The sequence below is a fragment of the Rhizobium sp. WYCCWR10014 genome, from assembly GCF_001657485.1.
In the GTDB taxonomy this organism is placed as follows: Bacteria; Pseudomonadota; Alphaproteobacteria; order Rhizobiales; family Rhizobiaceae; genus Rhizobium.
Window position 1 is genome coordinate 175,170 of sequence record NZ_LXFU01000025.1, and the last position, 18,131, is coordinate 193,300.

Consider the following 18,131-nt stretch of genomic DNA (forward strand, 5'->3'; position numbering starts at 1 on the left):
CATAGTCGGAAAAGATGGGTTATGGGAACGCCATGACCATCAAGCCACTCATCATTCTTCCCGATCCCGTTCTCCGCCAGCTGTCAAAGCCGATCGAGCGGGTGGACTCCGACCTGCAGCGTCTTGCCGACGATATGCTGGAAACCATGTACGACGCGCCGGGCATCGGCCTTGCCGCCATCCAGATCGGCGTGCCGCGCCGGATGCTCGTCATCGACATCGCGCGCGAGGGCGAGGAAAAGCAGCCGCAGGTCTTCATCAACCCGGAGATCGTCAAATCCTCCGACGAGCGCTCCGTCTATGAGGAAGGCTGTCTTTCGATTCCGGATTATTATGCCGAGGTCGAGCGCCCGGCTGTCGTCTCGGTCAGATATCTCGACCGCGACGGCAAGGAACAGACCGTGGAAGCCGACGGCCTGCTCGCCACCTGCCTGCAGCACGAGATCGACCACCTGAACGGTGTGCTCTTCATCGATTATATCTCGCGGCTGAAGCGGGAGATGGTCATCAAGAAATTCACCAAGGCGGCGAAGTCCAAGGCGCTCTGACGCTGCGTTGAAAATTCACCGGCAAGGCACTATGATATCACCGATATCATGATGGAGGTGCCGAATGGGTGACCTACTTATTCGAGATGTTCCGGATGCGATGAAGCGGCAGCTTCAGGAAAGCGCGCAGCGCAACGGCCGCAGCCTTTCAGAAGAGGCGATCGAAATCATGCGCCGGCAGATTGCCGTGGAGCGCTCGGGAGCTTCCGCCGGGCAGCGCCTGCGCTCTCTGATGAGTGACGAAAGATTGAGCGAAGATGAAGTGGAGGCCATTGCCGCATCTCGCCACGAACGCGACCGCGAACCGCCGCACTTCGACACATGATCGTCCTCGATACGAATGTGATTTCCGAAATGCAGGGGAGGACCCACAGCGAGCGAATATTGAACTGGCTGGACGGCTACGACGTCGAGACGCTTTTCCTGACGACGATTGCCGTCGCCGAAATGCGTTACGGTCTTGAACTCCTTGATGATGGCAGGCGAAAGACAGCGCTGGTGTCCGACTTCAATCGGATCGAGTCGGAATTTTCAGGCCGTATCCTCGGTTTTTCCCTGAGTGCGGCGCATCGCTACGGCCTGCTGGCTGCGGAGCGCAGAAAGGCGGGACGACCGATGGAAACGAAGGATGCTATGATTGCCGCCATCTGCCTTGCAAACGGCGCGACGCTTGCGACCCGCAACACCCGAGATTTCGAGGGGCTTGATCTCAAGCTCGTAAACCCGTTTGAAGACGGTTGATCCTCAATTGGCGAGATAAAATGTCTCTTCGCATGATCTTCATGGGAACCCCGGAGTTCTCGGTCCCGACCCTGCGCCTGCTCGTCGATGCCGGTCACAGGATCGTTGCGGTCTATACGCAGCCGCCGCGGCCGGGCGGGCGGCGCGGGCTCGATCTGCAGAAATCGCCGGTGCATCAGGCGGCCGAACTGCTCGGCCTGCCGGTTTTCACCCCGGTCAATTTCAAGGACCCCGAGGAGCGCGAGAGGTTTCGTGGCTTGAATGCCGATGTCGGCGTCGTCGTTGCCTACGGGCTGTTGCTGCCGGAAGCGATTTTGAACGGCACAAGGGATGGCTGCTATAACGGTCATGCCTCGTTGCTGCCGCGCTGGCGGGGTGCTGCTCCCATCCAGCGGGCGATCATGGCCGGAGACGCAAAGACCGGCATGATGGTGATGAAGATGAACAAGGGCCTGGATACCGGCGCCGTGGCACTCACCCGCGAGGTCGAGATCGGCCCGAACATGACGGCTGGCGAGCTGCACGACCGGCTGATGCTCGTGGGCGCCAAGGCGATGGCGGAAGCCATGGTCAAACTCGAAATGAACGACCTGCCGCTGACGCCGCAGCCTGAAGACGGCGTGCTCTATGCTTCCAAGATCGACAAGGCCGAGACGCGCATCGACTTTTCCAGGGATGCCAAGGACGTGCACAATCACATCCGCGGCCTGGCGCCGTTTCCGGGGGCCTGGTTCGAGCTCGAAATCGGCGGCAAGCCGGAGCGGGTGAAAGTGCTGGCGTCCGAACTGGCTGAGGGGCAGGGTGCGGCCGGGTTATTGCTGACGGATGATCTCGTGGTCGCCTGCGGCTCGGGCGCGGTGCGGCTGATCAGGCTGCAGAAGGCCGGCGGCAAACCGCTGGCGGCGGCCGATTTCCTCAGGGGCACGCCGCTTGCGGCGGGCACGAGGCTCACCTGATGCCGCGTTTCCGTATGACCGTCGAATATGACGGCGGCCCCTATGTCGGCTGGCAGCGGCAGGAGAACGGCCCTTCGGTGCAGGGCGCGATCGAGGCCGCGGTGCTGTCGTTGACCGGCGAGACGGTGTCGGTGCGCGGCGCCGGACGTACGGATTCCGGCGTCCATGCCATGGGGCAGGTGATCCATGCCGATCTTTCGAAGGACTGGTCGCCCTACCAGCTGCAGAATGCCTTGAACGCGCATCTGAGGCTTGCCGGCGAGCGCGTCTCCATTCTCGACGTCGAGGCGGCTGCCGAATTCTTCGATGCCCGCTTTTCGGCGCTGCGGCGCCATTACCTCTATCGCATCGTCAGTCGCAAGGCGCCGCTGGCGCTCGAAGCCGGCAAGGCCTGGTGGGTGCCGAAGGTGCTCGATCACGAGGTCATGCATGCAGCCGCCCAGAGGCTGGTCGGCCGGCACGATTTCTCCACCTTCCGCGCCGCCCATTGCCAGGCAAACAGCCCGGTCCGCACGCTCGACCGGCTGGATGTGACGCGCAACGGCGAGCTGATCGAGATCCGCGCCACGGCGCAGAGTTTCCTCCACAACCAGATCCGCTCCTTCGCCGGCACGCTGAAGCTCGCCGGCGAGGGCAAATGGACGCCTGATGATGTCGAGGCGGCGCTTGAAGCGCGCGACCGCAAGGCCTGCGGCCCGGTGGCGCCGCCGGATGGGCTCTATTTCATGCAGGTGGATTATCCCGAGGTGATCCCCGATCGCCGAAGGCCGGTCACCGATACCGATACAGATGATGATCTGTCGTAAGCCTGATCAGGCAGGATAGATGCCGAGGAAGTGCTGCAGATATTCCGAAAGGATCATCGATGGCACGAGCAGCACCAGTGTCAGCGCGCCCACCATCAGCGCGTGACCGTGGCAGATCATCCGGAGGATGCGCGCCAGCACGAAGACCTGCGCCAGCATGAAGGCGAGCAGCAGCAGCGAGACGAGGCCGACGGAGCCGGGCAGGAAGAACACCAGCGCCAGCAGCAGCCCGTTGATATAGGAAAGCGGCACGCCGAGCCAGTTGACGCTGACGACGACAGGCGCGAAACGCTCGCCCATGCGGAAGGCAAGCAGCAGAAACCCGGCAAAGACCAGCGGCACGAACCAGTTGGCGACTTCGACGAGGCCGAGCCTGATATAGAAGGGAAAATCGACATCGGCTTCCGGCGGCATCGCCCGCAGGAAAGCCTGTCGCCACCAGAGCCAGGAAATACCCATCGGCGGCAGGCACCAGAGCATCGCCCAGAACGAACGGTTGACGCCGCGCTCGGAGATGTCGAGGTAGCGGAAGCCGCGCGGATCCAGCCGGATCAGCAGCCAGAGGCCGGCCAGATAGTACTGAACCTCTCTAAAGCCCGGCATTGGCGAACCAGCGGGCGATGAAGGTTTCGTAGATTGCCGTCAGCGTCTCCAGGTCGGCGACAGCGACGCGCTCGTCGACCATGTGCATCGTCTGGCCGACGAGGCCGAATTCGACGACCGGGCAATAATCCTTGATGAAGCGCGCATCCGATGTGCCGCCGGTGGTCGAAAGCCGCGGCGACTGGCCGGAAACGCTTTCGACGGCTGAAGACAGCGAGGCGATCAGCGCATTGTTGCGCGTCAGGAAGACATGGCTCGGCCGGTCGGCCCAGACGATATCATAGGACACTGCTTCGCGGCCCGGCCGCAAGGCGCCGTTGCCTGCGGCGGCATCGAGGCGTCGCAGGATTTCGGCACGCAGCGTTTCGACGGTCCAGCTGTCGTTGAAGCGGATGTTGAAGCTTGCCGATGCCTTGGCCGGAATGACGTTGGTCGCCGGATTGCCGACGTCGACCGTGGTCACTTCGAGGTTCGACGGCTGGAAATCGTCAGTGCCGCCGTCAAACGGCGTGTCCATCAGCGCCTGCGTCAGCTGCAGCATGCCGCGCACCGGATTGTCGGCAAGATGCGGATAGGCGGCATGGCCCTGGACGCCGTGAACGGTGATTTTACCCGACAGCGAGCCGCGCCGGCCAATCTTGATCATATCGCCGAGCCTGTCTGGATTGGTCGGCTCTCCGACCAGGCAGGCATCCCAGCTTTCGCCGCGTTCGGCCGCCCATTGCAGCAGCTTGGTCGTGCCGTTGATCGCCGGCCCTTCCTCATCGCCGGTGATCAGGAAGGAGATCGAGCCGTTGGGCGGCCCGTTTTTCTCGATATGGCGGGCGACGGCGGCGACGAAACAGGCGATGCCGCCCTTCATGTCGACGGCGCCGCGGCCGAAAAGCTCGCCCTTCGAAATCTGGGCTTCAAAGGGTGGATGCGTCCAGGCGGCTTCGTCGCCGACCGGCACGACATCGGTATGGCCGGCAAACATCAGATGCGGGCCGTCCTTGCCGAGGCGGGCATAGAGGTTTTCGATGTCGGGTGTTCCCTCTTCGCTCGCCTTCACTTTGTCGACCGTAAAGCCGAGCGGCGCAAGCATCGCCTCCAGCGCCGACAGCGCGCCGCCTTCGGCGGGCGTCACGGACGGGCAGCGAATCAGCGTCTGAAGATTGGCGACGGGGTCGGTAGCGGTCATGGCGGTCGAACTATCCGGCGGGAATGGCAAAGACATGGCAAGGCGGGGTTGCCTACAGCGCCGCGCGTCTTTTAAGACGCGCAAAGGACACTGTAGCACTTTGAATTGCTGCATAATTTTATCCTTAAATCGATTTCGATTTAAGGAATTATGCAGGTGCGTAAAAAGACGCCGTCTGTTTACCGGATCAACGTCCCGGTGTCATCAATCTCTGAGCAGCTCGTTGATGCCGGTCTTCGAGCGGGTCTTTTCATCGACGCGCTTGACGATGACGGCGCAATAGAGATGCGGCGCCGGCTGACCGTTACCCATCGTCGCATTGCCCGACGGCATCGAGCCGGCGACGACGACGGAATAGGGCGGCACTTCGCCGTATGTCACCTCGCCGGTGGCACGATCGACGATCTTGGTCGACTTGCCGATAAAGACGCCCATGCCGAGCACCGAGCCTTCGCGGATGATGCAGCCTTCGACCACCTCGGAACGGGCGCCGATGAAGCAATTGTCCTCGATGATCGTCGGGCCGGCCTGCATCGGCTCCAACACGCCGCCAATGCCGACGCCGCCGGAGAGATGCACATGCTTGCCGATCTGCGCGCAGGAGCCGACGGTCGCCCAGGTATCGACCATCGTGCCTTCGCCGACATAGGCGCCGAGATTGACGAAGGAGGGCATCAGGATCGCGTTCGGGGCGATATAGGCCGAGCGGCGCACGACGCAGTTCGGCACGGCGCGGAAGCCGGCGGCGCGGAAGTGGTTTTCGCCCCAGTTTTCGAACTTCGAGGGGACCTTGTCCCACCAGGTGGAATTGCCCGAGCCGCCCTTCACCACGTCCATGTCGTTGAGGCGGAAGGACAAGAGCACGGCCTTCTTCAGCCACTGATTGACCGTCCAGGCACCGTCGGCGGAGCGTTCGGCGACGCGGGCCTTGCCGGCATCGAGCAGGTCGAGTGCTGATTCGACCGCATCGCGAACCTCGCCCTTCGTCGACGTGTTCACATTGTCGCGATTGTCGAAGGCGGCTTCGATGATCTTTTCGAGGGATGCGAGGTCGGTGGCGCTCATGAGAATTCCTTAAACTTCGATCTTTATCGTGGAGACGGGGCGTCTCCGGAATTGCGGTTGGCGGGGTTTACCCTGCTCTACAGCATGAAGCCGTAGAACGGAATGATTTTTCCGACAAGATCATACCTGGATTCAAGACGTTATAGCGACATATCCGGCTTCGTAGCCGGCAATACTGAAAGGCATTTCGACATGGCGAAGGGACGAAACGGCGGTTCGCGGCGCAAGGATGGCGTATGGGACCCGCTGAAGAGCAGCTCGACCGACAAGCAGCGTGCCGAGGCCGTGCCGAAGACGCCGCAGACGATGTCGCCTGCCTACCGCCTTGCCTATGTCGACCAGGATTTCCTCTGCCGCGAGGAGTTGCGGCCGATCCGCCTGCAGCTGGAACTGATGAAGCCGGAGATGATGCTGACCGAACGCGGCATCAAATCAACAGTCGTCATGTTCGGCGGCGCCCGCATTCCCGCCCCCGGCCAGAGCGCCTGGGCAGCCCGCAACGATATCCAGCGCGTCAACCTGGAGGCGGCTTCCGTCTATTATGACGAGGCGCGCAAATTCGCCCGGCTCTGCTCGAAATATTCTGCCACCTTCAATTTCCACGAATATGTCATCGTCACCGGCGGCGGCCCCGGCGTGATGGAGGCCGGCAATCGCGGCGCGGCCGACGAGGGCGCCCCTTCGATCGGCCTCAACATCGTGCTGCCGCACGAGCAGGCGCCGAACGCCTATGTGACGCCGGAGCTCAGCTTCAACTTCCACTATTTCGCCATCCGCAAGATGCATTTCATGGTGCGCGCCAAGGCGATCGCCGTCTTTCCCGGCGGCTTCGGCACGCTCGACGAATTCTTCGAATGCCTCACGCTGATCCAGACCGGCCGCATGGAGCGCTTGCCGCTGATCCTTTTCGGGGAGGCGTTCTGGCGGCGCATCATCAATTTCGACGCATTGGCGGAATTCGGGACGATCGCGCCCGACGACGTCAAGCTGATCAGCTTTGTCGATACGGCCGAAGAGGCATGGAAGATCGTTCAGAATTTCTACGAACACCGCGAATAGGCGCTTCGGAGGGGCACGCTGCAGAGCCTCTCCCCGCCGAGGCGGGGAAAGGCAGGGCAATTCGTCATCCTATTCTAAAGCGCGTCGCGATCTTTCAGATTCCCTCCTCGCGCTTTAGGTCTTTGTTTTCACGCATGCCGTTGTCGCAAAAACCGCGGCACCCTTGCGCGACATGCTTTAGAGCAGCGGCCGGTCCGGCATGTCGTCGATTGAGATGACGCCATCCTTGTTGCGGTCCATCCGCGCAAACAGCTTGTCGAAGGCGGCTGTGGCTTCCTGTTTGGAAATCTGGCCGTTCTGGTCGGTGTCGACCCGCTGCATCATGATCGAGGCACGCATGATGTTGCCGCCATGGCGCATCCAGCGATGCCCATCACGACCATCGTGGCCTTCGCGAGGCGGCCGTCCCTGGTCGCTATTGTCTGCCGTCTCGGGTGCCGCGTTCGCATCCTTGTTTTCGCCGGCCTCCTGCTTGCGCTGGTCTCTCATCGCCTGCATCTGCGTTTTCCGGTACTCACGGATTTCGCCCGGGGTCAGCGAGCCATCCTTGTTGGTATCGATCGCGGCGAAGATCTTGTCGAGGCCAGCGGTCGCCTCGTCCTTGGAGACCTGTCCATCCTTGTTCGTATCGAATTGCTTGAGCATGCGGACATAGGTGATTTCGCGGAAGGCGGCCGGTCCCGGACCGTGCACAGGACCGTGCCTGCCGGGGTGCTGACGCGGCCCGTCACCGGGTGCTGCAAAGCCTGCCCCGGCGGCTGCGCCGAAGATGAGGGTGGAGGAAAGCGCTGCCAGTATCAGCTTGTTGCGGTACATCGTGTTTGCCTTTCGTAAGGTGTCCCCTCACGAAAGAAGATATGGCCGCGGACCCGGAAGACCCAGTTAAACATCGGTAAGCTGAGTGAAAACTTCGTAATCCAATGCATGTCGCCCAAAACTGTGCAGCAGTTTTGGGACAACGACATGCATCAAATAAAGACTGGCTGTCAGCCGGTAATCTTGCCTAGGAAGGCGGCGAGATCGTCGGTGACGAAATCGATATGATCCTCCTCGCCGCTGGTCTTTTCCCACCATTCGACCACCGTCTCTTCCAGATTGCGCGGCACGAGCAGCACGGTCTGCATGCCGAGCGCTTTGGGCACCGTCAGGTTGCGCGGCAGATCCTCGAACATGGCCGCCTTACTGGTTTCGACGCGCTTCAGCGCCGCGAACTTGTCGTAGGTCGCCTGCGCCGGCTTCGGCACGTAGTCGGCGGCGACGATATCGAAGATGTCGTCGAAATGTTCGAGAATGCCGAGCGCCTCCGCCGTCATTTCGGCATGCTTGACGCTGCCGTTGGTGAAGATGAACTTGCGCCCCGGCAGCGCCTTGATCGCCTCGCCGAGTTCCGGCTGCGGCGTCAGCGCCGTGTAGTCGATCGCATGTGCCTTTTCGAGGAAGTCGTTCGGGTCGATGCCGTGATGGATCATCAGTCCCTGCAGCGTCGTGCCATGGTCGAGGTAATATTGCTTCTGCAGCTTGCGCGCCTCTTCCCGCTCCATGTGCAGGAGTGCCGCGACATAGGCGGTCATGTTCTTGTCGATCTGCGCGAAGAGATTGACATGATGCGGATAGAGCGTGTTGTCGAGGTCGAAGACCCAGTCTGTGACGTGGTGGAAATCGGCTTTATCAGGCGTGCGGTCGATCTTGGTCATGGCGGTCTTATGGCACGGCTTATCCGCCAAGGAAATCGACAAGAAAGAATAGACGCCCGATTTTCGGCGGACGGCGCAGGCACGGAATGCTAGAAAGCGGTCATGCTTTTCGAACGCCCCGACGATGATACGCTTTATGATGCCTTGATCGCGCGCAGTGCCGATTATGAAGGGCAGGCCTATGTCTGCGTCAAGACGACAGGCATCTTCTGCCGCCTGACCTGCCCGGCGCGCAAGCCGAAGCGGGAAAATACGCTCTTTTTCGATACGATCGCCGCCTGCATGCATTCCGGCTTCCGCCCGTGCCAGCGCTGCAGGCCGCTCGAGCAACCGGGCAGGGAGCCGATCGTCGACGAGCTGCTTGCCGCATTGGACCGCGAGCCGCAACTGCGCTGGAGCGAGGATGAGCTCGTGCGCCGCGGCCACGATCCCTCGACCGTGCGCCGCGCCTTCAAACGCGGGCTCGGCATGACCTTCCACGATATCGTCCGCTATCGCCGGCTGGGTGAAGCGGCCCGGCACCTGGCCGATGGCGCGCGCGTCATCGATGCGCAGCTCGATGCGGGATATGACTCCCCAAGCGGTTTCCGGACGGCTTTTCAGCGGCTGGTCGGCAAGGCGCCGGCGCTGTCGCAGAACCGCGAACTGCTCTTTGCCGACTGGTTCGACACGCCGCTCGGGCCGATGATAGCCGTTGCCGACCAGACGCATCTGCATCTTCTCGAATTCCACGACCGCAAGGCACTGCCGACCGAGCTCGAGGCGCTGCAGAAGCGTGTCCGCTCGTCGGTCGCGATCGGCCGCACACCTGTTATCGACCAGATCGAGGCAGAAATCCGGGATTATTTCGAAGGGCGGCTCACCGTCTTCAGGACGCCATTGGCGCTCGGCGGCACACCCTTCGAAAAACATGTCTGGGCAAAGCTCATGGATATCCCTGCCGGCCAGACGCGCGCCTATGGCGATCTTGCAAGGGAGATGGAAAGGCCGGAAGTGGTGCGGGCCGTCGGCCGCGCCAATGGCGCCAACCAGCTTGCCATCATCGTGCCCTGCCATCGCATCCTCGGCGCGGATGGTTCGCTGACCGGCTATGGCGGCGGGCTCTGGCGCAAGCAATGGCTGCTGCGGCATGAAGAGAAGATCAGCGCACAAGCACCCAACATGGAGGAGACGGCATGAACCAGACTGAAAAGGCCAAGGCATTCGGCGCATTGCACCGCAAGGGCGACCCGGTTGTTCTTTACAATATCTGGGATGCCGGGACGGCCAAGGCCGTCGCCGATGCCGGCGCCAAGGCGCTTGCAACAGGAAGCTGGTCGGTTGCCGCAGCCCATGGTTATGCCGACGGCGAAAAGCTGCCGATGTCGGTGCTGGTCGAGACAGCAAAATCCATCACCGCTGTCGTCGATCTGCCGCTTTCGGTCGATTTCGAAGGCGCCTATTCGGCCGACCCCACGGGAGCGGCCGCCAACGTTGCCAAACTGGTGGAGGTCGGCGCTATCGGCATCAATTTCGAGGATCAGGTGGTCGGCGGTGGCGGGCTTTATCCGGCCGAGAGGCAGGCGGCCCGCATCCGCGCCATTCGCGAGATGGCCGAAGGCAAGGGCATTCCCTTCTTCATCAATGCCCGCACCGACCGTTTCCTGGCCGAGAGCGATCTTTCCAAACATGCCGGCCTGGTGGACGAGGCGATCGAGCGAGGCAAGGCCTATGCGGCCGCCGGCGGCAGCGGCTTCTTCGTGCCTGGCCTGATCGATCCCGCCTTGATCGAGAAGATCTGCGCCGCATCGCCGCTGCCGGTCAACATCATGATGCGGACAGGTGCCCCGGATGTGAAGACGCTCGCCAAGCTCGGTGTCGGCCGCGTCAGTTATGGCCCGGGGCCTTACCGGTCGATGATGGAAAAGCTGAAACAGGAGGCGGCGGCGATTTATAGCCCGCTCTGACGTCGAATGCCCGAGGGCCGCAGATCTGGTGCGAAAGCCTGCGGCCCGCAATGAAATCCCGTTCTGCTCAGGAACGGAAGCGCAGATTCCGCCGGCTGAGCTGGCTGACCGAGGTGCAGCCCATCAGCTTCAAGCCGCGCTCGATCTCGGTGCGCATCGTCTCCAGCGCCCGTTCGACGCCGGGCTGTCCGGCAGCGGCAAGCGGGAAGAGGTAGTAGCGCCCGAGCCCGACGGCCTTCGCCCCCAGCGACAGCGCTTTAAGAACATGCGTTCCCCGCTGCACGCCGCCATCCATCATCACGTCGATCCGGTCACCCACGGCGTCGACGATCTCGGCCAACTGATCGAATGCGCTGCGCGAGCCGTCGAGCTGGCGCCCGCCATGATTGGAAAGCACAATGCCGCTGCAGCCGATCTCGGCGGCGCGCTTGGCGTCTTCGACCGACATGATGCCCTTCAGGCAGAATGGTCCGCCCCATTCGCGCACCATCTCCGCCACGTCGTCCCACGACATCGAGGGGTCCAGCATCTCGGTGAAGTATCGGCTGATCGATAGCGCGCCGCCATCCATCTTGACGTGGTTTTCGAGCTGCGGCAGCCGGAAGCGCTCGTGCGTCAGCCAGTCGATTGCCCAGGAAGGCTTGATCGCGAACTGGGTCATGCCGGCAAGATTGAGCTTGAAGGGAATGGCAAAACCCGTGCGCTTGTCGCGCTCGCGGTTGCCGCCGGTGATGCTGTCGACCGTCAGCATCATCGCCTGTACGCCGGCATTTTTCGCTCGCGCCATCATCTCGCGGTTGAGCCCGCGGTCCTTGTGGAAATAGAACTGATAGACCTGCGGCCCGTTGCTGATCGTTCTGGCTTCCTCCAGGCTGATCGTGCCGAGCGAGGAGACGCCGAACATCGTCCCGTGTTTTGCCGCCGCTGCCGCGACCGCCCGCTCTCCCTGGTGGTGGAAAAGGCGCTGCAACGCGGTCGGTGAGCAATAGACCGGCATTGCGAGCTTCTGCCCCATGACGGTCACCGACATGTCGACATCGGCCACCCCGCGCAAGACGTCAGGCACCAGATCGCAGGCCTCGAAGGCCGCGGTATTGCGCCGGTACGTCACCTCGTCATCGGCACCGCCGTCTATATAATCGAATATCGGCCCGGGAAGACGCCGTTTGGCCATGCGCCGGAAATCGTGAAAATTATAGCAGTCTGTCAGGCGCATTTCGTTCCTCGATACCCTGTTCCCGTGCCAGGAAGATCCGCCCTTCGTGGTGAAGGGCGCAGCCTCGTTCAGGGAACGATCAGCGTTCCGACGCCGTGCTCGGTGAAGATCTCCAGCAGGACGGAATGAGCGGTCTTGCCGTTCAGGATGACGACACCCTGCACGCCGGCCTTGATCGCATCCATGCAGGTCTCGACCTTCGGGATCATGCCGCCGGAGATCGTGCCATCGGCGATCAGCGCATGTGCTTCGGCGACCGAAAGCTCCTTGATGAGCTGGCCGTTCTTGTCGAGTACGCCGGGCACATCGGTCAGGAACAGCAGCCGGGTCGCGTTCAACGCACCGGCAATGGCGCCGGCGAAGGTATCGGCGTTGATATTGTAGGTGGCGCCGTCGCGGCCAGGCGCGACGGGCGCGATGACCGGGATCATCTCGGAGCGGGCGAGCAGATCGAGCAGCGTCCGGTCGACCTCGACCACTTCGCCGACGAAACCGAGATCGAGCACGCGCTCGATGTTCGAATCCGGATCCTTCACGGTCTTGCGCGCCTTTTCGGCGAAGACCATGTTGCCGTCCTTGCCGCAAAGGCCGATCGCCCATTCGCCGGTCTGGTTGATGAGCGCGACGATTTCCTTGTTGATCGAGCCGGCGAGCACCATCTCCACGATCTCGACCGTCTTCTGGTCGGTGACGCGAAGCCCGCCCTCGAATTTCGATTCGATGCCCATCTTGCTGAGCATGGCGCCGATCTGTGGGCCGCCGCCGTGAACGACGATCGGGTTGACGCCGGACTGCTTCAAAAGGGCGATGTCGCTGGCAAAGGCCTTGCCGAGCTCGGGATTGCCCATGGCGTGGCCGCCATATTTCACGACAATCGTCTTGTTCTCGTAACGCTGCATGAAGGGCAGTGCCTTGGCCAGAAGCCGTGCCTGCATTTCGCTTTCGGTTTCGTTCATGGGAACCCCGCAGAATTGTTCGCGGCCTTTTATCGCAAGTTTCTGACAGAGGGAATAATCCAGAGGGCAATAGTTTTTCGTATATGGCGCGAAGCCGGACGCCGTTACCGTCTGGCGCAAGCAAGCTTGAGATGAGGAACGGCATGCAAGGCGATGAGATCGCAGACCTGATCGGCCGCGTCGCACTCAGCGATCGCAGGGCTTTCGTGGCCCTCTACAATCAGACCGGACCGAAACTTTTCTCAATCTGCCTGCGTATCTTGAAGGATCGCACGGAAGCAGAAGAAGCCCTGCAGGAAGTCTATATCAGCATCTGGCAACGCGCGCGCAGCTTCTCCGTCGCCTCGGGTTCATCCTCGGCATGGCTGGCGGCGATTGCCCGCAACCGGTCGATCGATGCGCTGCGGGCGCGCAAGCCCGTCGCCGACGAATTAGACACGGTCTACGATCTTGCCGATGCCGGACCCGACCCGGAAATGCAGACGGTGACGAAGGATGAAGGAAGGCGGATTGACACCTGCATGGAAGAGTTGGAAGCTGATCGTGCGGTCGCGGTGAAACGGGCTTATGTCGAAGGGCTGAGCTATCAGGAACTGGCCGATCAGTTTGGTGTCCCGCTGAACACGATGCGGACCTGGCTCAGGCGCAGCCTCTTGAAACTGAGAGAGTGCATGGAACGATGACATCGCCCGACAAAAGCAAGGGAGACCGCTCCCGCGACGAGGTTCTCGCCGGCGAATATGTGCTTGGCGTCCTATCGTTGCAGGATCGCCGGGTGGTGGAAGAGCGCATGCGCCACGACCGCCCCTTCGCTGCGATCGTCAGCCGCTGGGAAACCAACCTCTCCTCCTTCAACGACGAGTATGAAGGCGTTGCTCCGAACCGGGAAACCTTCAAGCAGATCGAGGCGCGGCTGTTCGGCGATGGCCAAAAGCCGCCCTCCTTTTCGCAGGGACTCTGGAATTCCGCCGTTTTCTGGCGCTCGCTGAGCTTCGCCTGCATCGTCGTCGCCGCCAGCGCCGTCATCTTCGCCTCCGGCGTGGTGCCGGAGTCGCAGGGGCCGGCACCGCTGGTAGCCTCGCTTTCGGGCCAGAACAGCACCATCAATCTTCTTGCATCCTATGAGCTGCAGAGCGGCAGGCTGAAGATCGTGCCGGTCGCCGCCGGCAAGCCGGAGGAGAAGTCGCTGGAACTTTGGCTGGTCCCGGGCAGCGGCATGACGAGATCGCTCGGCGTCTTCCAGCCGGGCGAAAGCGGTGAACTTGTCATTCCGGCCGAACTGCGCAGCATGATAGCCGATGGCGCAACGCTTGCCGTCAGCCTCGAACCCTTCGGCGGTTCGCCGACCGGCCAGGCGACTGGTCCGGTGATCGCAAGCGGTCCGCTGCACCGGCCGTAATCGTGCCGCCATAAATCATGTCTCCCTTCTGAAACTCTTCGGCGCGGCCCTCCGTAGTTCGAAATGTCCGGACGACGCTCAGGCATAAAGCCCGCGGATGGTGTCCGGTGAGGAGAAAATCATGATCAAGTCCGTATTGCGCGGCTTCGCGCTCGCCACTGCCATGTCCGCCGTCGCCTTTGCCGCCGCGAAAAACCCGACGGTTGGCGGTGCTGCGATGTTCGACAGCAAGAACATCATCGAGAATGCCGTGAATTCCAAGGATCACACAACGCTAGTCGCAGCCGTCAAGGCAGCCGGCCTGGTCGGCACGCTCGAGGGCAAGGGCCCCTTCACCGTCTTCGCACCGACCAACGAAGCTTTCGCCGCGCTCCCGAAGGGTACCGTCGATACGCTGCTAAAGCCGGAAAACAAGGCGACGCTGACCAAGGTTCTGACCTGCCACGTCGTGGCCGCCGATGCGATGGCCAAGACCGTTGCCAAGATGATCAAGGATGACGGCGGCGAGCACGACATCAAGACCGTCGGCGGTTGCGTGCTGAAAGCCAAGGAAAACATGGGCAAGATCACGCTGACCGATGAAAACGGCGGTGTCTCGCATGTGACGATTGCCGACGTCAAGCAGTCGAACGGCGTCATCCACGTCGTCGACAAGGTGCTGCTGCCGAAGATGTAAGCCCGCCTGTATCGGCAGATGCATTGGGGCGCTCTATCGGGCGCCCCAAACACAAATTGATGAGTTATGCGCAGATTCAAAGTGATAGAGCGTCCTTAGCGCGTCTGAAAAGACGCGCGGCGCTCTATCGGGCTGCTTCGGCTCTCGGGAAGACGAGGGAGACACTCATGCCGGTGTCTGGGGACGAGCTGACTTCAACCTCGGCGCGGGCATTCTGTTTCAGCGACTGTACGATCATCGCGCTCAGCTTTCCCGGTTGCGGCCAGGTCACATCCTGGGGAAGACCGACCCCGTTATCGGCAACGGTGATCCTGCAGCCGGTATCGCTGACAACACAGCGGAGCGTAATCTCACCGCCATCACGCCCCACGAAGGCATGCTTCAGCGTATTGGTGAGGAGTTCGTTGATGACGAGGCCGGCCGGCATGGCGACATCGACCGAAACCGGCCAGGTATCGACCTTCATGTCCAGCCGGATCCCTTCCACGGCGTGGGCCGCCATTACCGAGGCGGCAATCTGGCTGACATAGGTGCCAAGATCGACTGTGGCGCCTTTCTCTTCGTCTGACAGCGAGCGATAGAGCAGGGCCAAGGCTTCGATCCGCCCGGCTAGCCGTGCAAACCTCTCGCTTTCCTCATTCTGTTGAGCATTGCGCGCCTCCATTCGGATGAGCGCCGTGATCATCTGAAGATTGTTCTTCACGCGATGCTGCAGTTCCCGCAGAAGGACATCTTTCTCCGTCAGCAGTTCGCTGAAGCTCTCAGCGGCCGTCGCCTCATTGCGGGCAGCAAAGGCCACCAATCGGAAAAGCGGCGTGTCATCGTCGTCGACGATCGTATTCGACCAGACATCGATAATGACGGTGCTCTCGGGTTCGGCCACCAGCGAGAAGGCACCAATATATTCCTCCGCAGAGGTTACAGCGGCTGTGAGCGGCTCCTCTCCGGAGACGGCGGTGGACTTCAATTCGATGTCTGCCCAGGGTTTTCCCTGGACCTCGGTTGCCTCAAGCGCCGTCAGCCGTTCGAATTCGAGATTGACGTAAATCAGCGGCTCGTCGCCACCGAGTTCGGAGACAGCCACCGCGAATGGCACATGATCGAGAAAGTGTCGAAACCGGTCGTCATCAAGGGCTTCGGCAAGATGGGGCAAGTTGCCGACGCCTTCCGGCGAAATCGGCTGGTCTTTGCTATCGGTCATCAAATATTACTCGTGGACGCGGCTGCTCCCGCACAGCAGGAGAACTAGGGTTGCTTTAAAAACTGCGGGGACGCAAGCATTGATCGGCGGCACGTCGATCGATTGCCGGCCACTGGGTGATTTAAGCCCGGTCATAGGTAAATGACGTCAGCAGGGTCGTGACGAAATTGCTCGCCCTTTCCTTGACCAGGACCTCCGTCCATTCATCGGTCCCGCGCAGCCGCAAATCCGTGTAAATACTGTCGACGGCCGCTTCTTCGATACGCTTGATATGGGTCCTGAACGACGCTTCGCCGCCGCCGTGATACATGTCTCTGATCACCATGCGCAGGATCTCCTGAATGGCGATCTGCCAGGCCGTATTGATCGATTGAAGTTCGTTCGCAGTCTCTGCCATTGACGCTTCCTTGGTGCGAGTGATTGCCAGCACGCCGTCGGCCATGCTGCAGCGCGCGATCTGCAACCCCGTCCTTTCAGACGCGGTTTAAATCTCGAGCCTTGTCCATCGGGTTGTAATCTCAGCGACCCCTGGCGCGTTTGGCAATGAGGGCAGAGGTTGCCGACACCCGGTCACTCTGTTCCCTGGCAAGCCGGGCTTCCCGAAGCCGCAACGTCTTTGCCTGTTGCGATTGGGCGTCGGATTCGAGCTCTTCGGCCGCCTGGTTCTTCGCGAAGAACTGGGTCTGGACGTTGCCGAAGGCAATCTCCGCCCGCTGGCGAGATTTGCTGTATGTCTCAGTCATATTGGCTCCGATACGGGAGGGCTCGACGCGCGAGCGAAAACAAAAAAGGCCAGGCAAATCGCCTGGCCTTGGATTGATAACGTGCTTCCGGCAGTGCCAGTACATCCGTGGTCAAAGGGAAGCAGATACCGATTTAAGCGTTCTGGAGATTGCAAGCGGACATCTTGCCCGACTTGTTGTCACGCTCGAGGTCGAAGCCGATCTTCTGGCCTTCGACGAGGTCGCGCATTCCGGCGCGCTCGACGGCGGAGATGTGAACGAAGGCGTCGTCGCCGCCATTATCAGGCTGAATAAAGCCGAAGCCTTTGGTGGAATTGAACCATTTAACTGTGCCAGTGGCCATGATCATGAACCCTTTCATAGCAATATTGAAGAACCGCAACGCCAAGGCGATGCGGATGGTGATAGCGATTTTTGAAAGGAAGTTCGTTCAGGGCGCGGTGCCAATCGCGCGATAACCAAGCCAGCAAGCAAAATTCGATGGCCGCTATGTAGCTCATCCGGCTTGCGGCGTCAACCGTTAGTTTTCTGTTGTCGCTATGTTCAACCATGGGATGTCTCTGAGACCTTTACACCAACACGGCTTTGCATCCGGCGTGCGCAGGCCTTCTACTTCCAGCGGGCGATACCGACGGTCTCGGCGATCGCTTGGCGCAGTTCGTCCAGCCCGTCGCCCTTTTCGGACGAGGTGGACAGCACGCCGGGATAGGCAGCCGGGCGTTTACGGATCTTTTCCGCCGTTTCCGCAAGCAGCTTCGGCACACCAGCCGCCTTGATCTTGTCGGTCTTGGTCAGCACGATCTGATAGGAGACGGCGGCCTTGTCGAGCAGATCAAGCACATCATCGTCGTTCTTCTTGATGCCGTGGCGGCTGTCGATCAGCACATAGACGCGCTTCAGCGTCGCGCGGCCGCGCAGATAATCGAAGACGAGCTTGGTCCACTTGTCGACCTGTTCCTTCGGCGCCTGCGCATAACCATAGCCCGGCATGTCGACGATCGCCGTCGGTGGCAGGTCTTGGCCTTCACCGGAATAACCATCCGGCACGAAATAGTTCAGTTCCTGGGTGCGTCCCGGTGTATTCGAGGTGCGCGCCAGGCCCTTCTGGCCGACCAGCGCATTGATCAGCGAGGATTTGCCGACATTCGAGCGACCGGCGAAGGCCACTTCCAACGGCCCTTCCGGCGGCAGGAAATTCAGGGACGGCACGCCGCGGATGAAGATCCATGGGTGGCCGAAGAGCGGCTTTTCGGTTTCGGGCATGCGGGCTCTGCAATCTCTGGGTTGGGTCTTTTACCGGGCTTCGTGGTTTTGCGGGCGGATGTCAAGCTTCGAGGCCGTT

General features: G+C 61.3%; 23 protein-coding genes. 11 read left to right on the forward strand and 12 right to left on the reverse strand.

Going from position 1 to position 18,131, the window contains the following annotated elements:
- The first annotated feature begins 32 nt into the window (after positions 1 to 32).
- The 5 genes from def (at position 33) to truA (ending at position 3,051) form a co-directional block, all read left to right on the forward strand.
- Positions 33 to 548 (forward strand): peptide deformylase, encoded by a 516-nt coding sequence (gene def / locus A6U98_RS05720; RefSeq protein WP_064648709.1) that lies wholly within the window; start codon positions 33 to 35, stop codon positions 546 to 548.
- Between the two features lie 64 nt (positions 549 to 612).
- On the forward strand, positions 613 to 873 hold the full coding sequence (locus tag A6U98_RS05725; RefSeq protein ID WP_064648478.1) for a hypothetical protein: 261 nt from the start codon (positions 613 to 615) through the stop codon (positions 871 to 873).
- Positions 870 to 1,289, forward strand: coding sequence for a type II toxin-antitoxin system VapC family toxin (locus A6U98_RS05730; protein ID WP_064648480.1), 420 nt, complete (start codon positions 870 to 872; stop codon positions 1,287 to 1,289). The genes A6U98_RS05725 and A6U98_RS05730 overlap by 4 nt, the downstream gene beginning before the upstream one ends.
- Before the next feature lie 20 nt (positions 1,290 to 1,309).
- Entirely contained in the window at positions 1,310 to 2,245 is a 936-nt protein-coding gene (gene fmt, locus A6U98_RS05735) for a methionyl-tRNA formyltransferase (RefSeq protein ID WP_064648482.1), read from the forward strand.
- Positions 2,245 to 3,051, forward strand: coding sequence for a tRNA pseudouridine(38-40) synthase TruA (gene truA, locus A6U98_RS05740; RefSeq protein WP_064648484.1), 807 nt, complete (start codon positions 2,245 to 2,247; stop codon positions 3,049 to 3,051). The genes fmt and truA overlap by 1 nt, the downstream gene beginning before the upstream one ends.
- 6 nt (positions 3,052 to 3,057) lie before the next feature.
- Here truA and A6U98_RS05745 read toward each other — a convergent pair whose 3' ends face one another.
- From A6U98_RS05745 to dapD, 3 genes are all read right to left on the reverse strand, one after another.
- On the reverse strand, positions 3,058 to 3,654 hold the full coding sequence (locus A6U98_RS05745; RefSeq protein WP_064648486.1) for a hypothetical protein: 597 nt from the start codon (positions 3,652 to 3,654) through the stop codon (positions 3,058 to 3,060).
- Positions 3,641 to 4,834: a succinyl-diaminopimelate desuccinylase gene (gene dapE, locus A6U98_RS05750; RefSeq protein ID WP_064648487.1), complete on the reverse strand. Its 1,194-nt coding sequence runs from the start codon at positions 4,832 to 4,834 to the stop codon at positions 3,641 to 3,643. The genes A6U98_RS05745 and dapE overlap by 14 nt, the downstream gene beginning before the upstream one ends.
- Positions 4,835 to 5,038: 204 nt before the next feature.
- Entirely contained in the window at positions 5,039 to 5,899 is an 861-nt protein-coding gene (gene dapD, locus A6U98_RS05755; protein WP_062943804.1) for a 2,3,4,5-tetrahydropyridine-2,6-dicarboxylate N-succinyltransferase, read from the reverse strand.
- Between the two features lie 192 nt (positions 5,900 to 6,091).
- Between dapD and A6U98_RS05760 the strand changes: the two genes are divergently transcribed.
- Positions 6,092 to 6,958, forward strand: a complete 867-nt coding sequence (locus A6U98_RS05760) for an LOG family protein (protein WP_064648711.1) — start codon at positions 6,092 to 6,094, stop codon at positions 6,956 to 6,958.
- A 177-nt stretch (positions 6,959 to 7,135) separates the two neighbouring features.
- Here the strand turns inward: A6U98_RS05760 and A6U98_RS05765 are convergent, their stop codons facing one another.
- Together A6U98_RS05765 and A6U98_RS05770 are read right to left on the reverse strand one after the other, a co-directional pair.
- Positions 7,136 to 7,774, reverse strand: a complete 639-nt coding sequence (locus A6U98_RS05765; protein WP_064648491.1) for a calcium-binding protein — start codon at positions 7,772 to 7,774, stop codon at positions 7,136 to 7,138.
- A 170-nt stretch (positions 7,775 to 7,944) separates the two neighbouring features.
- On the reverse strand, positions 7,945 to 8,652 hold the full coding sequence (locus tag A6U98_RS05770; protein ID WP_064648493.1) for a pyrimidine 5'-nucleotidase: 708 nt from the start codon (positions 8,650 to 8,652) through the stop codon (positions 7,945 to 7,947).
- A 102-nt stretch (positions 8,653 to 8,754) separates the two neighbouring features.
- On the opposite strand from A6U98_RS05770, the gene A6U98_RS05775 reads away from it, so the two are divergent.
- Positions 8,755 to 9,831 (forward strand): trifunctional transcriptional activator/DNA repair protein Ada/methylated-DNA--[protein]-cysteine S-methyltransferase, encoded by a 1,077-nt coding sequence (locus tag A6U98_RS05775; RefSeq protein ID WP_064648495.1) that lies wholly within the window; start codon positions 8,755 to 8,757, stop codon positions 9,829 to 9,831.
- Complete coding sequence (locus tag A6U98_RS05780; protein WP_064648497.1) at positions 9,828 to 10,598, forward strand: isocitrate lyase/phosphoenolpyruvate mutase family protein; 771 nt, start codon at positions 9,828 to 9,830, stop codon at positions 10,596 to 10,598. The genes A6U98_RS05775 and A6U98_RS05780 overlap by 4 nt, the downstream gene beginning before the upstream one ends.
- A 67-nt stretch (positions 10,599 to 10,665) precedes the next feature.
- Here the strand turns inward: A6U98_RS05780 and A6U98_RS05785 are convergent, their stop codons facing one another.
- Complete coding sequence (locus tag A6U98_RS05785) at positions 10,666 to 11,814, reverse strand: alpha-hydroxy acid oxidase (protein WP_064648499.1); 1,149 nt, start codon at positions 11,812 to 11,814, stop codon at positions 10,666 to 10,668.
- A 68-nt stretch (positions 11,815 to 11,882) separates the two neighbouring features.
- Entirely contained in the window at positions 11,883 to 12,770 is an 888-nt protein-coding gene (gene argB / locus A6U98_RS05790; RefSeq protein WP_003544982.1) for an acetylglutamate kinase, read from the reverse strand.
- 143 nt (positions 12,771 to 12,913) lie between these two features.
- Between argB and A6U98_RS05795 the strand changes: the two genes are divergently transcribed.
- From A6U98_RS05795 to A6U98_RS05805, 3 genes are all read left to right on the forward strand, one after another.
- The gene (locus A6U98_RS05795; RefSeq protein WP_064648502.1) at positions 12,914 to 13,453 is read left to right on the forward strand and encodes a sigma-70 family RNA polymerase sigma factor; all 540 of its coding nucleotides are present in this window, start codon (positions 12,914 to 12,916) and stop codon (positions 13,451 to 13,453) included.
- The gene (locus tag A6U98_RS05800; RefSeq protein ID WP_064648503.1) at positions 13,450 to 14,169 is read left to right on the forward strand and encodes an anti-sigma factor; all 720 of its coding nucleotides are present in this window, start codon (positions 13,450 to 13,452) and stop codon (positions 14,167 to 14,169) included. Before A6U98_RS05795 ends, A6U98_RS05800 begins: the two co-directional genes overlap by 4 nt.
- Before the next feature lie 121 nt (positions 14,170 to 14,290).
- The gene (locus A6U98_RS05805; RefSeq protein WP_003544994.1) at positions 14,291 to 14,845 is read left to right on the forward strand and encodes a fasciclin domain-containing protein; all 555 of its coding nucleotides are present in this window, start codon (positions 14,291 to 14,293) and stop codon (positions 14,843 to 14,845) included.
- A 124-nt stretch (positions 14,846 to 14,969) separates the two neighbouring features.
- Here A6U98_RS05805 and A6U98_RS05810 read toward each other — a convergent pair whose 3' ends face one another.
- The 5 genes from A6U98_RS05810 to yihA all read right to left on the reverse strand — a co-directional run bounded on the left by A6U98_RS05810 (position 14,970) and on the right by yihA (position 18,052).
- Entirely contained in the window at positions 14,970 to 16,046 is a 1,077-nt protein-coding gene (locus A6U98_RS05810; RefSeq protein ID WP_064648505.1) for a histidine kinase dimerization/phosphoacceptor domain -containing protein, read from the reverse strand.
- A gap of 121 nt (positions 16,047 to 16,167) precedes the next feature.
- Positions 16,168 to 16,443, reverse strand: a complete 276-nt coding sequence (locus tag A6U98_RS05815) for a hypothetical protein (RefSeq protein WP_024323874.1) — start codon at positions 16,441 to 16,443, stop codon at positions 16,168 to 16,170.
- Positions 16,444 to 16,564: 121 nt separating this feature from the next.
- Positions 16,565 to 16,789 carry a hypothetical protein gene (locus A6U98_RS05820; RefSeq protein WP_064648507.1) on the reverse strand — a complete coding sequence of 75 codons (225 nt, stop codon included), beginning with the start codon at positions 16,787 to 16,789 and terminating at the stop codon, positions 16,565 to 16,567.
- A gap of 133 nt (positions 16,790 to 16,922) precedes the next feature.
- Complete coding sequence (locus tag A6U98_RS05825) at positions 16,923 to 17,132, reverse strand: cold-shock protein (protein ID WP_018244551.1); 210 nt, start codon at positions 17,130 to 17,132, stop codon at positions 16,923 to 16,925.
- A gap of 266 nt (positions 17,133 to 17,398) precedes the next feature.
- Positions 17,399 to 18,052 carry a ribosome biogenesis GTP-binding protein YihA/YsxC gene (gene yihA / locus A6U98_RS05830; RefSeq protein ID WP_012755831.1) on the reverse strand — a complete coding sequence of 218 codons (654 nt, stop codon included), beginning with the start codon at positions 18,050 to 18,052 and terminating at the stop codon, positions 17,399 to 17,401.
- Between the last annotated feature and the right edge of the window lie 79 nt (positions 18,053 to 18,131).

Excerpts from the sequence above, each read along its gene's own strand:
- A6U98_RS05820 (WP_064648507.1), bottom strand. The coding sequence starts at position 16,789 with ATGACTGAGACATACAGCAAATCTCGCCAGCGGGCGGAGATTGCCTTC.
- A6U98_RS05785 (WP_064648499.1), bottom strand. The coding sequence starts at position 11,814 with ATGCGCCTGACAGACTGCTATAATTTTCACGATTTCCGGCGCATGGCC.
- A6U98_RS05730 (WP_064648480.1), top strand. The coding sequence starts at position 870 with ATGATCGTCCTCGATACGAATGTGATTTCCGAAATGCAGGGGAGGACC.
- A6U98_RS05805 (WP_003544994.1), top strand. The coding sequence starts at position 14,291 with ATGATCAAGTCCGTATTGCGCGGCTTCGCGCTCGCCACTGCCATGTCC.
- fmt (WP_064648482.1), top strand. The coding sequence starts at position 1,310 with ATGTCTCTTCGCATGATCTTCATGGGAACCCCGGAGTTCTCGGTCCCG.
- A6U98_RS05765 (WP_064648491.1), bottom strand. The coding sequence starts at position 7,774 with ATGTACCGCAACAAGCTGATACTGGCAGCGCTTTCCTCCACCCTCATC.
- A6U98_RS05795 (WP_064648502.1), top strand. The coding sequence starts at position 12,914 with ATGCAAGGCGATGAGATCGCAGACCTGATCGGCCGCGTCGCACTCAGC.
- A6U98_RS05725 (WP_064648478.1), top strand. The coding sequence starts at position 613 with ATGGGTGACCTACTTATTCGAGATGTTCCGGATGCGATGAAGCGGCAG.
- A6U98_RS05760 (WP_064648711.1), top strand. The coding sequence starts at position 6,092 with ATGGCGAAGGGACGAAACGGCGGTTCGCGGCGCAAGGATGGCGTATGG.
- A6U98_RS05780 (WP_064648497.1), top strand. The coding sequence starts at position 9,828 with ATGAACCAGACTGAAAAGGCCAAGGCATTCGGCGCATTGCACCGCAAG.
- A6U98_RS05770 (WP_064648493.1), bottom strand. The coding sequence starts at position 8,652 with ATGACCAAGATCGACCGCACGCCTGATAAAGCCGATTTCCACCACGTC.
- A6U98_RS05800 (WP_064648503.1), top strand. The coding sequence starts at position 13,450 with ATGACATCGCCCGACAAAAGCAAGGGAGACCGCTCCCGCGACGAGGTT.
- truA (WP_064648484.1), top strand. The coding sequence starts at position 2,245 with ATGCCGCGTTTCCGTATGACCGTCGAATATGACGGCGGCCCCTATGTC.
- yihA (WP_012755831.1), bottom strand. The coding sequence starts at position 18,052 with ATGCCCGAAACCGAAAAGCCGCTCTTCGGCCACCCATGGATCTTCATC.
- dapD (WP_062943804.1), bottom strand. The coding sequence starts at position 5,899 with ATGAGCGCCACCGACCTCGCATCCCTCGAAAAGATCATCGAAGCCGCC.
- A6U98_RS05810 (WP_064648505.1), bottom strand. The coding sequence starts at position 16,046 with ATGACCGATAGCAAAGACCAGCCGATTTCGCCGGAAGGCGTCGGCAAC.
- argB (WP_003544982.1), bottom strand. The coding sequence starts at position 12,770 with ATGAACGAAACCGAAAGCGAAATGCAGGCACGGCTTCTGGCCAAGGCA.
- A6U98_RS05775 (WP_064648495.1), top strand. The coding sequence starts at position 8,755 with ATGCTTTTCGAACGCCCCGACGATGATACGCTTTATGATGCCTTGATC.
- A6U98_RS05825 (WP_018244551.1), bottom strand. The coding sequence starts at position 17,132 with ATGGCCACTGGCACAGTTAAATGGTTCAATTCCACCAAAGGCTTCGGC.
- A6U98_RS05815 (WP_024323874.1), bottom strand. The coding sequence starts at position 16,443 with ATGGCAGAGACTGCGAACGAACTTCAATCGATCAATACGGCCTGGCAG.
- def (WP_064648709.1), top strand. The coding sequence starts at position 33 with ATGACCATCAAGCCACTCATCATTCTTCCCGATCCCGTTCTCCGCCAG.
- A6U98_RS05745 (WP_064648486.1), bottom strand. The coding sequence starts at position 3,654 with ATGCCGGGCTTTAGAGAGGTTCAGTACTATCTGGCCGGCCTCTGGCTG.
- dapE (WP_064648487.1), bottom strand. The coding sequence starts at position 4,834 with ATGACCGCTACCGACCCCGTCGCCAATCTTCAGACGCTGATTCGCTGC.